This is a genomic window from Dyadobacter frigoris (assembly GCF_005280585.1).
In the GTDB taxonomy this organism is placed as follows: Bacteria; Bacteroidota; Bacteroidia; order Cytophagales; family Spirosomataceae; genus Dyadobacter; species Dyadobacter frigoris.
This window is the reverse complement of record NZ_SZVO01000001.1, coordinates 19,916-31,884: the sequence shown is the minus strand read 5'-3', so window position 1 is coordinate 31,884 and position 11,969 is coordinate 19,916. Positions and strand designations below refer to the sequence as shown.

Genomic DNA, 11,969 nt, shown 5'->3' with positions numbered 1-11,969 from the left:
TTGGAAAATAGTCTATTGAAGATCATTACGAGCAGAGGAAGTAGATTTCTATCATCACTTTGTAACATACTTCAAATCTTTACGAGCACGAAATACAATTATAGGGTCAGCGAATTTTTCGGGAACCAGATCGACTTTTGTATGGAGTATTTCTTGTAGTTTTATTTTTAACTGTTCACGAATTTTGTAATTCATATTTTGTTCGAGCAAAATATCAATATCCTGATAGGCTTCTCCCCGGGCGAACGATCCAAAGACCGCAAGCCTGTTAAGTCCAAATTCATCAAATATTTTTTCCCTGCGTAGTATGGTTTCTAAATCCTGAATCGTCATAACAAATTTGTTTACAACTAAAAAATTTCCCTTGTTGTCCAAAAGTTAATTTCCGGAACGTTAGTAGTTAAAATATTTCCAGAAGCCCATAGACTTCTGTTTGATAGAATTGTAGAATATCTGGTAATTTATTAATGAGTGGTTCTGAAATAAATCGGGTTGATGAGTTTCCCGTTCTTAACAAAATCACTTTTGGTGGAAAACCATTCACATTTGCCAGGTCCAGAAAATCCTCATCAAATGTTACGATTAGGAATTTATTGGCTTTTGCATAACTCCATATTTCACGATCTGTTGGTGGTCTATTTAAACCACTTTGGCTAATATGAATACTTTGCGGAACTGCATTGCTAACCTGTTTGACGATCCGGAATGAAATGTTTTCATCAAATAAAAATTTCATACCGTTGTTATCAAAATTTTTGTATTCTCCTCCCTGTTAGCAGCAAAAGCTAATGCTGCCAGGATATCACTACGTGTAAGTTCAGGAAAATCTTCTACTATTTCGTCATAGCTCATATCACTCGCAAGCCACCCCAAAATATCCCAAACTGTAATCCTCGTACCTTTAATGCACGGTTTCCCAAAACGTATTTCCGGATTGAGACTGATTTTTTCCTGCCAGTTTTGCATAGCTGTAAGATTCATTTTCTCAAATATACAACTTTTCACTTCTGCCACCAGTTACCGCCTTGCTCCCAACTTGTTACACTTTCGCGCGCCCGCGTTACAGCGGTATATGCGTACCGATAATCGTTTTCATGAAACCACGGATGCAGTAAAACATGGCTCCATTCGCCACCCTGTGCTTTATATCCCGTAAGTCCGTGTCCGTAACGCAGACGCATAGCGCCCATGTAGGGATCGTTGGCAGGGTGCGGATTATTACGATAATCATGATTTTTAGCCATACGGTCAGCTTTGAGATTTCTTAACAGCTCTCCGGCGACTTCTGCGGTTGGGGTTCGAAGTGTATCCAAAAGTACTTTTGTAGTAATAATTAATGGCTGGTGATCGGGATCACGGAATTCGATTTTAGCCGTTACAAATTCCAGCGCTGCACGTTTTTCAATAGCGCTGCCTATTTCCCGGACCAAACCGGTTTCGCCTTTTACGATAAGCTGCTCACCACCTATCCAATTCTCATTCACCACAACCTGATCTCCAACGGCCAGTATGCCCGTTAAACCCATACGATCTCTTACCATTGTATTAAACGTGTGTACGTTTTTATTAGATGCGCCTATCATCACAACGTTATCTGGCCGGGTTGCATCATACAAATTCATATAACGCGTTACGCCTGCGGTAAAATTATACAGCCGGTTTACAGCAAGTTTTCCCAAAGCACGGCCTTCGTCACTTTTGCGCCGAATATCATGCGCCAGGGATAAAACGGGTGACTGCCCGGTTTGTCGTTTTACTTCATTAAGTTCAGCCTGACGGCCGCTTAATTTATACTTTTTGAAAAAATATGTAAGATTTAAAGCAACAGATTCAGATTCATTAACCGGAGCAAGCTGATAACGGTCTCCAATAAAAACGATCTTGTTGCGCGCATTGCCCTGTTTTACAAAAGCCAACAGATCGGTCAGCACAGAATTTGGCGTAATAAAACTCCCTTCACGATTTTGCAGATCACTGATCATGGATGCTTCGTCTACAATAAAAATGCTGTATGCGTCCTGTGTGTTAATCCGCCGATCCATGATAATGCGCTCATCCTCTGTCGGGATTATTTTATAAATCGTATGGTGTACCGTGTGAGCAAGGCTATGTGTTTTGTAACCCAGCACTTTTGCCGCCCGTCCTGTCGGTGCGGTCAGGTAACAGCCAATTTCCTGTTTTTCCAGATAATCAACAACTGCTTTTACCAACGAAGTCTTTCCGGTTCCGGCAGCTCCGCGTAAAACAAAAACATCTTCTTTGGTATCAATTGCAAGAAATTCTTCCAACTGATACAATCCGTGCGCTTGTTCGCGGGTAGCCTCAAAGGAAAGAAAATCGAAAATTGCAAAGGATGTGTTTGCTATCATCGTGGGCGTTTGTTTGTTTTAACCATGACAAAAGTAGGCTGGTTTTTAACCCGTTAAAAATATCATATACAATTCTATTGTAGTTGATATATATTTGTGGCAAACACTTTGTATCAAAAACTTTAATATGCCAAGAACAGGCTCTTCCGCATCAGACAAACGTCTGCGCCGTATTTTTAAAATTCATCAGCAACTTCGGACTATGGGTTCCTTTTCCGCCGAAGAATTGGTAAAAGAATGTTTCAGTGTAGATCCGCTGATCCACGAACGTACGATACGGGCTGACATTCAATTTTTGCGTGATTTAGGTGCTATAATTCCAAAAGGAAACAAACATCAAAAATTTTATTACAAAGATGCCTTTTCTATGATCAACGCGTTGGAAGGAATAAAGTCGGAAGAAACGGATGAAATGCTCGCTTATCTTAATCAACTATATTACCAGGCGCCCAAAGCTGCACTTTTAGAACTGGACAAGGTTTTTCTTGCGTTGGAAAGAAGAGTCAGGGCCGCAGATGCGCAGGGAGATAAGCGTTTACAGTTTGAAAAAACGACCTATTCAGGGCAGAATTGGATTCGTATACTACATGATTATACGGTAAAGCAAAAAGTCCTTTTATTACATTATACACCTTTCGGAAGGGCTATGCAGATCAGGACTGCCCTTCCTGTATTTTTGAAAGAATATAATCACAGATGGTTTTTAATTGCTTACGATGCCGACAGGAATGTTTATCAGAATTTTGCACTCGACCGCATCAACGATGTCAGACTTTCGGATAAAAAATTAACACTGGACAATATTCCTGATCCTGAGAAATATTTTAATAACCTGATCGGCGTAAGTCTCGAGGGCGAATTGGCACAGGTTGTGGTCCGGATTAAAAAACCGCGCGCCTATTACATCCGGACAAAACATTGGCATTCATCCCAAATTGAAATTCAGGAAACGAATGACTTTATTGATTTTGAATGGTATGTCTATACCAACCGGGAACTAAACTCAAAAATTTTTGAATTGGGACATGACGCCGAAGTAATTTCACCTTCTTCCCTTAAATACCAAATTGAAAACAATCACAAAGGCCTACTCTGATAAGTAATCTCCGACATCAACCCGATCGCATTAAACTTCAATATCACTTTCCTGGCATCTGACTTTTTCGTAATGTCTTCACACTGCGCTCCTTTTTCCAAAAAATAAATATAGAATTTTGTATTGCGTTCGCCTAACTGGTGAATATCCGGTCTTCCTAAAATTTTTCCGATATCGTCTGCAAACTTTCCCAGCAATTGTTTTTGCTCAGCTTTCAAATCGGATATTAGCGACACGCGATCTCCTTTGCATCCTCCGCGGTCCTGACGCCATTTTTTAACATCCAGCTTGCCAAGTTTATCAGGAGGCGCTGAACAAGCCGTTAGCATCACGAAAAGTCCTAAAACTGAAAAGAATGATTTTATTTTTGTCATATTCATTTATTCGTATTCATTTATCCTAAATCAAGGGCGAATCTACTCATATAATCAGAAGGCAGGAAACCGTTTTGGATATAGATTAAAATCAAAAAAACCTTTCATTGCCCGCTGTTAGAAAATCATTAAGATTTGGCTAAAAATTTGCACATCACTTAGCTTTTTTGCAGATTTCATGAACTTTTCTACTATATCAACCTTAAACGCTTTATGAAAAGATTAATGCTTTTCGGCCTCCTTACTTTTGGCTCCGTTTCCGCTTATGCACAGGCTAGTTTTTCGTCGCCGCTGGATGCAACAGAGTGCTCCAATACATTTTTTAAAGCACTTTTGGATGAAGATAGTAATGCATTAAATAATGTCCTGGCTGATGATTTTTCCATTGTCAGTTTTGACGGACGACAAATTGACCGTGACATGCTTTCTCAGGCTGTTGCACAAGGTTACCTCACGGTAGAAACCGGGATGCTTTCCGGCTCACGTACGCGTGATTATGGTGATGTTGGCGTAGTAACCGGAACATGGAACGTGAAGGGAAAGATTGAATCCAATGGTTTTCAAAATGAAGTTACCTATACCGTTGTTTCCGTAAAAAAAGGGGGAAACTGGAAGGTAGCGACGGTACAACTAACGCCGGTTCAATAATATTTTACAAAAAATTATTTTTTGCAATGATAAGAATCAAAAAAAGAGCTGTCTCAAAAAGACAGCTCTTTTTCCAAATATTTTCTTTTCTTAATACTAAACGTTCATCAAAGATTCACGACGACGCATCTTACCAGCTGGAATTCCGAACATCATTTTGAAACGACGGCAGAAATAAGCTGTGTCTTTATATCCAACATCAGAACCGATAGCGCGGATACTTTTCTTAGAAGTACGAAGCAGGTCAACTGCTTTTTCCATACGTTGGTACTCAATATAATCCTGCGGGTTGATACCTGTCAGCATTTTGAAATACTGTCCAACGTAATCTTCTGATACGTTTGCAACGTTTGCCAAAACTTTGTTGGAAAGATCACCACCCAAATTATCTTTGATATAAGCAAAAATGTCAATCAAGCGAGGATCCTTGAAATACGTACTGTTTGTAACAAGTTGCTCAACAAACAATTTATTTTTAAGAATGTAACGAATAATTTCGATTACGACCTCTTCTGTTTTGATTTTAATGATACGTCCTTTACCAGGAATATCAAGCATGTCTTCTGTCAGGATCTGGTTAATTGTAGCCGCGATCTGATCGTCTCTTTTGATCAAAAACGGAGGAACGTCCAGGGAAGTAAAGAAGTTAACCGTGTCAAAAACTTTCGCTTCAAAAGAAATCAAACCGAATGTATTTGGCAGTTTTCCGATTAAAGCAGGGTCATGTCCGGCTTCCATATAATTATCCCGGTTTGTCATGAACTCCTCGTTCGATACCGTTTTCGCAGTTTGCGTGTTACCATAAGTTACAGTTGCATGTTTTCCACCCGGAATAAACAACATGTCGCCTTCCTCAACCTTATGAGATTCTTCGCTACCAAACGAAACTTCTCCATCGTACAAAATTGTAAGTGAATTCTGTACGTCGTAAAAATTCTTGATCGTGATCGGTTGTAAAATGCGGATATGTCTCGCCCTTACAAACTTCACGCCTAATGACTCGATAATCTTATTATAGTCTTCCATACATGTATATATTTAGGGCCCGAAAAGACCGTTTATTCAATTTTTGTACAAATCTAATAAATTGTACAAAACTAATACAAGCATGTATTAACAAAAAAGATAAAAAAAGTATCTTTTTAAGATGAAATTAATCCCACATTTAGAACAATATGCAGGAAAATGCCCAAAACGACCTATTTTAGCAACTCACGGGCAATTACTAATTTTTGGATTTCAGAGGTACCTTCATAGATTTGTGTAATTTTTGCGTCGCGCATCATACGTTCCACATGATATTCTTTCACATAGCCGTAACCCCCGTGAACCTGAACCGCTTCCGTTGTCACCCACATGGCAACATCGGACGCAAAAAGCTTGGCCATAGCGGCAGCCTGAATGTAATCTTTCCCCAGATCTTTGAGTCTCGCTGCTTTATAAACCAGTAATCTTGCTGCTTCAATCCGTGTTGCCATTTCTGCCAGCTTAAACTGGATCGCCTGATGATCGCTGATTGGCTTTCCAAAAGTTTTTCTTTCCTGAGCATATTTAAGCGATAATTCAAAAGCACCGGCGGCAATACCTAATGCCTGGGCAGCAATACCAATTCTTCCTCCGTTTAAAACCGTCATCGCAAACTTAAACCCGAAACCATCTTCCCCAATCCTGTTTTCTTTGGGAACTTTCACATCCGTGAACATCAATGTATGCGTGTCGGACGCCCGGATTCCCATTTTATCTTCTTTTCTCCCAACAGTAAAACCTGGCGATCCTTTTTCTACAATTAAAACATTGATCCCCTTATGACCCTTTTCAGGATGTGTTTGTGCTATGACCAGACAAATTCCGGATGAATTCCCGTTCGTGATCCAGTTTTTTGTACCATTTAATAGATAATGATCTCCCATATCCTCTGCCGTCGTATGTTGGGAAGTGGCATCGGAACCTGCTTCTGGCTCCGACAAACAAAACGCACCAATTTCATCGCCGGAGGATAACCGGGTCAGATATTTTTCTTTTTGTTCATCCGTTCCATAAGCCTGGATCCCCCAACAAACCAGAGAATTATTTACCGACATAATCACAGCCGCAGAAGCATCAACCTTGGAAATCTCTTCCATTGCTATCACATAAGAAATGGTATCCATTCCGCCTCCGCCATATTCCGGCTTCACCATCATACTAAGAAAACCGAGATCACCCATTTTTTTTATTAGAGCCTTATCAAATTTCTGATCGTTGTCCCGTTCAATAATACCTGCTGATAAAACGTTTTGAGCAAAATCCCGGGCAGCAAACTGTACCGCTTCATGTTCTTCGCTCAGATTAAAATCCATTCCGGTTAACTGTGCACTGTATGGCATAAGAAAAATACTTTTATTTCTAATGAATCGACCAAAAATAACATTTTGATGTATAGTATGCAAGCATACTATTTTCTAACTTATTAAATCTTTGCGTTTTGCTGATCATTTTGAAAAAAAGATATCTTAAGTTTGCGGCCTGGTATTCATTAACTCTGAACTAATCAGCACACTTCGTAAAAGACATTTATTAAAACATGCCCATTCTTACTGTTTTTTATATCAAGCTTTTCATCAACCTGGGTTTAACCCTGGGAATTTTTTGGGTGATAAGCCGGTCGGATCTTTTTGCAAAATGGCAGCAGGAAAAGGAAAAATCAATTTTTGCCATTGGTTTTATTCTGCTTCGCCTCATTCCCTGGATCGCCATTTTCCTTGTTGCCAACGAAGAGCCCCGCGGTGATATCCCTTTTTTCTTTTACAAAGCAGAAGCGGCCAAAGCCGGTGGTTTTGTATATCGTGATTTCTGGTCGTACCACGCACCGCTATACGCTTACATTATTACGATCCCCGTCTGGATATGGCATAATGCCCGTGCCATCGTACTTTTTATGGTTTTAATGGAAAGCGTAATTCTTTGGCTTACGTACCAAACTTATAAAGTCAAAAGCAGCCGGGCGTTACAGCTTGCTATTATTTATTTAATGTTGCCGGCTGGTTTTATGTATATTCTGGTCGACGGACAGGAAGAGGTCTGGTTTTGGGGAGCGGCTTTATTAATCTGGCGTTACACGATCAAACATAAAGAAAATTACGAAATTGGCGTGGGTCTGCTTTTTGCCCTGACTTTGCTAACGATCAAAGTAACCTTTATCTTTCTGCTTCCTGCGATTCTGGTTGTTGTTAAAAAACCGGTAAAAATGCTGATCGTTATGGCTGCTGTCGGAATTCCGGCTGTCGGGTTTTTATATTGGCAGATCGGAGATTTATTCCTGATGCCAATTCGTCACACGGAGCAATTGATGACGCCAAATCTTTTCTCGACCAGCCGGCCGTTCATTGAATTGTTCATTCATATCAATGAGAAAAAGTCGACGATGATCAACTGGATCGGATTACTTTTCACCGTTTTTATCCCGACTTACATGGCGTTTAAAGCGCGAAGAAGACATATCAGTGAAATTTTACCCGGAATATTTATTGCCGTTTTTGTTTGTATGATGATTTTTCAGGCCAGTGCCATGGGCGCTTACCTGATCGCTTATTTAATGGCAGTTCTGTTTGATGTTATTGATATCAAAAAAACCTGGCACGTTGCCGTTCTATTGGTTTTAAACTGGCTTACCGTTGTTCAGCCTTTCGTTTGGGTTTATATCGGCCAGCCTTCCTATACTTCTTTCGGCATGTTCGGGAATATTTCGAATCTGTTTGAATACGCTTTACAAATCCTGAATGTGTTATGTTATGTCTGGGTTTTACGCCAAACGTATCAAAACGTGGTAAACCCTGAAAAACTGGCAACGGCATGAACATTGTTTTAGGAAAATTAGGCATCAGCCTCGCAGCCATTGTTCTTTCAATTATTGTCATTTCCCAGAGGAAAAGAATTTCAGAATGGCTTGAAAATAAAAGTGTCAGAGTTTCTCTAATTGTTGGCTGGATTATCTTCCGGTTAATTCCTTTCATCGTCGTTTATCTTGTCGCCAACATTACTCCAACTTCTGATGTCTTAGGTTTTTGGGATGAAGGAAGTAAGGCTTCAATGGGACAAATCGTGTACCGAGATTTCTGGTCTCCTTATTCTCCCCTATATGCCTATTTCGTGGGGATCTGGCTGAAGCTTTGGTATGATCCGAAAATGATCGTACTTACCATGGCCGTGATGGACGGCGTTGCTTTATGGGTTTCCTGGCATTTTTTCCGGCCGTTTCAGTCGCGTGGCGCATTTTTATTCAAAGCTCTGGTTTATTTTATTCTTCCCGGATCTTTGGTGCTTTGCATCATCGGCGCTCAGGAAGATGTCTGGATGTGGCTTTTCGTTGTTTTAGCCTATCTGATAAGAGAAAAAACAGTTCGTATCGAATGGTTTGCTGTGGTTTTAGGAATCGGTTTATTGATGACAAAAGCCATTTTTGTGCTGATCCTTATTCCACTGTTTCTTCTTGAAAAACAAAAAATACGATTTGTTATTCCTATGGCGATTGTAGGAATTATCGCACTGGGGATACTTTATCCGCTGGTAGGTTTAGATTTTATGCAGCCGCTGGATGAAGCAAAAGTGTTACGCGCTCCCAATATTCTCTCCGTAATCAATCCCTGGTTTTTTAATGGAATCGGCGTTGGTGAAAAATTCTGGAACTGGATTGGTTTGGTCATTTCCGTCGGACTAGCCTGTATCGCTGCGTTTCGTTTGAAAAATGCTGATTTCAGAATTATGCTTTCACGCGTCTGGGTAGTTTTGTATGCCACGATGATGGTTGTTCAGCAAAGTGCTTACAGCAATTATATTTTCCTGTTTCTAATCCCGTTAGTTTTTTACGTAATCGACTGGACGAATAAAAAACAGATTATTTTACTGCTCATCTTCAATGTTCTTTGCGTCGTACATCCTTCCTACTGGTGGCGATTAGGGATGCGACGTTATCTCAATCCGTCCGATATCACAGCCTCCACAGATTCCTTAATTGATTATCTTTTCCAAATCAGCATTATCGTCCTGACGGCTTATTTCGTATGGCTTGCTTTTCCCAAAAAGCAAGTTTCGCAACAGGCATAACCGATTGATTTTTAACTATTTTTAAGAAAATTACTTTCCCGGATCTGTATACTTTTGGAGATAGCTAAATCTTCATGTATGCATTCCGTCGACAGTCACACGCTTGATGAATTACAAATTCAGTCCCGCAGTAGTAAAGAAGGAAGTATTCTTCAATTCTTTGACTATGCCAAAACACAAGGCGGGCAAGATGTTTTGAAACAACTGATTGTCAAACCAAAGACTTCTCTTCCGGAAATTTTATCCTTTCAATTACTATTAAAATCAATTTCTCAAAATATTGAACCCTGGCAGCTCAATGTGTCGAGAGCTTACATAGCGGCGGCGGAAAGTTATTATGCCTCCAACATCTCGTATACGATGTCTCAGGATGTGTTTAAACATTGGGTTGATACATTTTTCTATTCCCGTCGACATCCTGCTGAATTTTATCTTGTGCAAAGCGGATTAACTGCCACACTGATGTTGATGCGTGGTATGCGGGATCTTGTTTTTCGTTTTGAAAACGAACCTATTCCGGAAGATACACAGGATGATTTTGCCTTTTTAAGAAAATTTCTACTTTCCGACAGTCTCAATTCTTTTTTCAAAACAAAAGATGATCAGCTTTCGCTTAGTTCCGTTTTTTATCGGGATTATTTTTTCAGGGTCACGCATAAAGATTCTTTTCGAAGGCTTCTGGACATCTGTTATACTTTCGACGCCTATGTTTCAATTGCTCTGACACAACGAAAGTATAACCTCAGTTTTCCGGAATTTGTTGAAAATGAAACCGTTTTTGAAGCAGAAAAAATCTGGCATCCGCTGATAAAAAATGCGACTCCGAACAATTTCGTAATGGATCATAAAATACCGCTTTGCCTGCTGACTGGTGCCAATACCAGCGGAAAAACTACCTTTCTGAAAACCTGTGGTGTCGCCGTGTATCTGGCGCATCTTGGCTGGCCCGTTCCGGCCTCTAAGATGCGAACCTCGTTTTTCGACAAACTTTTTACCTCAATCCATCTTTCTGATAATCTCGAATTGGGTTACAGTCATTTTTACAATGAGATCATGCGGATAAAAGATATTGCGGAAGCATTAAGTCGGGAAGACAAATGTTTTGTCATTATCGACGAACTTTTTCGTGGTACCAATCAGGAAGATGCATTTCATTGTTCAAAAACGGTTGTGGATGGTTTTTCCAATCATTTCAATTCCGCCTTTTTGGTATCCACGCATCTTTACGAATTGCTGGAAATTTATAAAACTTCCGGTTCCATATCCTTTCGCTGTTTTAAAACAAAAATTACCGGAACTGATTTTGAAAATACATTTCAGATTGAAGAAGGGATTGCATCAGAGAAAATTGGTCAGCTGATTTTGAAAAAAGTTGGGATTCCGGAGCTTTTGCAGAAACACATTTCTACCTCAGGAAATGTATCCAAATGATTTTAAATTCTCTTGCGGATCCTTCAACAAAACACTGCGGCCGCCCGGAACAATGAGATACACGTTATCACTGGCCGTTAGTACATGTCGATAAAAATGATCTGACAGAATTATGCCCTTTTTACTTTTTTGTTCATGAATAACGACAAGCAATTGTTCGATAATAACGGGATCCAGATGCGTAAAAGGCTCATCCAGCAATACAAATGAAACTGGTGAAAGCAAAATCAGCAATGTTTCAACCAGCCTGATATTTCCTCCTGATAAATTCCAAAGCTTTTCTTTTTTGTTGTTTTTCAAAAATGGAAAATGAGAAATCATTTCCAAAAAGGAAACGCTATACAGACTGCATAACTTTTCAACCGTTAAACCTGGCGGAGCAAACGGAGCCTGTGGCAAATAACGCAGCAGATTTTTTTCAAGGTAAGGGTGTGAAATATAATTTCCATTAATTCTTACAGATTGGTTTTGACCTCTCAAAATACCAAATATCATCCTTAACAAACTCGTTTTCCCAGTTCCGTTTCTACCTAGTAAACCGGTTACTTTTCCAGTTACTACTTTCAAATAAATGCTTTGTAATACCTTCCTCCCATTATATTCCAGCCAAATACTGTCCGCTTCGAGAATATCCATAATCAGATTTATTTTAAAAAATTGATCAAATGGATGAAAAACATAAACACAAAAAATGCCAGAATATCCATTGCAAAAGCAGTAATAAAAAGCCTTAATTCCGATATTGAAAGATTGAAATAAAAAATTAATCGTGTAGGATTATTGCTTCTCAGATAATACCAGATAACGAGATCCGAAGCTATTTTCATCAGGAAATACAACTGCAAAAAGCGCCAGAACTCTGCAAATAATGGTGCGTCGACAACAATCCAGGATAAAATAGAGATCAATCCCGTATAAACAGAAAATGAAAAGTAGAAAGAGAAGATTAGACCTAAACGCTTCATTATC

At 39.6% G+C, this 11,969-nt stretch carries 14 protein-coding genes; 5 read left to right on the top strand and 9 right to left on the bottom strand.

Going from position 1 to position 11,969, the window contains the following annotated elements; genetic code table 11:
• Positions 1 to 54 precede the first annotated feature (54 nt).
• The 4 genes from FDK13_RS00145 to FDK13_RS00130 form a co-directional block, all read right to left on the bottom strand.
• Entirely contained in the window at positions 55 to 333 is a 279-nt protein-coding gene (locus FDK13_RS00145) for a nucleotidyltransferase family protein (RefSeq protein WP_137337953.1), read from the bottom strand.
• Between the two features lie 67 nt (positions 334 to 400).
• The gene (locus tag FDK13_RS00140) at positions 401 to 736 is read right to left on the bottom strand and encodes a DUF5615 family PIN-like protein (RefSeq protein ID WP_170982682.1); all 336 of its coding nucleotides are present in this window, start codon (positions 734 to 736) and stop codon (positions 401 to 403) included.
• Positions 733 to 981 carry a DUF433 domain-containing protein gene (locus FDK13_RS00135; RefSeq protein WP_229215846.1) on the bottom strand — a complete coding sequence of 83 codons (249 nt, stop codon included), beginning with the start codon at positions 979 to 981 and terminating at the stop codon, positions 733 to 735. The genes FDK13_RS00140 and FDK13_RS00135 overlap by 4 nt, the downstream gene beginning before the upstream one ends.
• 20 nt (positions 982 to 1,001) lie before the next feature.
• Entirely contained in the window at positions 1,002 to 2,369 is a 1,368-nt protein-coding gene (locus FDK13_RS00130) for an ATP-dependent DNA helicase (RefSeq protein ID WP_137337952.1), read from the bottom strand.
• 127 nt (positions 2,370 to 2,496) lie between these two features.
• Here FDK13_RS00130 and FDK13_RS00125 point away from each other — a divergent pair, with 127 nt between their 5' ends.
• Entirely contained in the window at positions 2,497 to 3,465 is a 969-nt protein-coding gene (locus tag FDK13_RS00125; RefSeq protein ID WP_137337951.1) for a helix-turn-helix transcriptional regulator, read from the top strand.
• Here the strand turns inward: FDK13_RS00125 and FDK13_RS00120 are convergent.
• Positions 3,447 to 3,839 (bottom strand): hypothetical protein, encoded by a 393-nt coding sequence (locus tag FDK13_RS00120; protein WP_170982681.1) that lies wholly within the window; start codon positions 3,837 to 3,839, stop codon positions 3,447 to 3,449. The genes FDK13_RS00125 and FDK13_RS00120 overlap by 19 nt on opposite strands.
• 213 nt (positions 3,840 to 4,052) lie before the next feature.
• Between FDK13_RS00120 and FDK13_RS00115 the strand changes: the two genes are divergently transcribed.
• Positions 4,053 to 4,487 (top strand): nuclear transport factor 2 family protein, encoded by a 435-nt coding sequence (locus FDK13_RS00115; RefSeq protein ID WP_137337950.1) that lies wholly within the window; start codon positions 4,053 to 4,055, stop codon positions 4,485 to 4,487.
• Positions 4,488 to 4,583: 96 nt separating this feature from the next.
• Here FDK13_RS00115 and FDK13_RS00110 read toward each other — a convergent pair whose 3' ends face one another.
• Both FDK13_RS00110 and FDK13_RS00105 read right to left on the bottom strand, forming a co-directional pair.
• Positions 4,584 to 5,513: an AraC family transcriptional regulator gene (locus tag FDK13_RS00110; RefSeq protein WP_137337949.1), complete on the bottom strand. Its 930-nt coding sequence runs from the start codon at positions 5,511 to 5,513 to the stop codon at positions 4,584 to 4,586.
• 173 nt (positions 5,514 to 5,686) lie between these two features.
• Entirely contained in the window at positions 5,687 to 6,826 is a 1,140-nt protein-coding gene (locus FDK13_RS00105; RefSeq protein WP_137338636.1) for an acyl-CoA dehydrogenase, read from the bottom strand.
• Between the two features lie 224 nt (positions 6,827 to 7,050).
• On the opposite strand from FDK13_RS00105, the gene FDK13_RS00100 reads away from it, so the two are divergent.
• The 3 genes from FDK13_RS00100 to FDK13_RS00090 all read left to right on the top strand — a co-directional run bounded on the left by FDK13_RS00100 (position 7,051) and on the right by FDK13_RS00090 (position 11,000).
• The gene (locus FDK13_RS00100; RefSeq protein WP_137337948.1) at positions 7,051 to 8,322 is read left to right on the top strand and encodes a hypothetical protein; all 1,272 of its coding nucleotides are present in this window, start codon (positions 7,051 to 7,053) and stop codon (positions 8,320 to 8,322) included.
• A complete protein-coding gene (locus FDK13_RS00095) occupies positions 8,319 to 9,569 on the top strand; it encodes a hypothetical protein (protein WP_137337947.1) in 1,251 nt (416 codons plus the stop codon). Before FDK13_RS00100 ends, FDK13_RS00095 begins: the two co-directional genes overlap by 4 nt.
• A 78-nt stretch (positions 9,570 to 9,647) precedes the next feature.
• Positions 9,648 to 11,000: a MutS-related protein gene (locus FDK13_RS00090; RefSeq protein ID WP_137337946.1), complete on the top strand. Its 1,353-nt coding sequence runs from the start codon at positions 9,648 to 9,650 to the stop codon at positions 10,998 to 11,000.
• Here the strand turns inward: FDK13_RS00090 and FDK13_RS00085 are convergent.
• A complete protein-coding gene (locus FDK13_RS00085; RefSeq protein WP_137337945.1) occupies positions 10,980 to 11,636 on the bottom strand; it encodes an ATP-binding cassette domain-containing protein in 657 nt (218 codons plus the stop codon). The genes FDK13_RS00090 and FDK13_RS00085 overlap by 21 nt on opposite strands.
• 8 nt (positions 11,637 to 11,644) lie before the next feature.
• On the bottom strand, positions 11,645 to 11,965 hold the full coding sequence (locus FDK13_RS00080) for a hypothetical protein (RefSeq protein ID WP_137337944.1): 321 nt from the start codon (positions 11,963 to 11,965) through the stop codon (positions 11,645 to 11,647).
• Between the last annotated feature and the right edge of the window lie 4 nt (positions 11,966 to 11,969).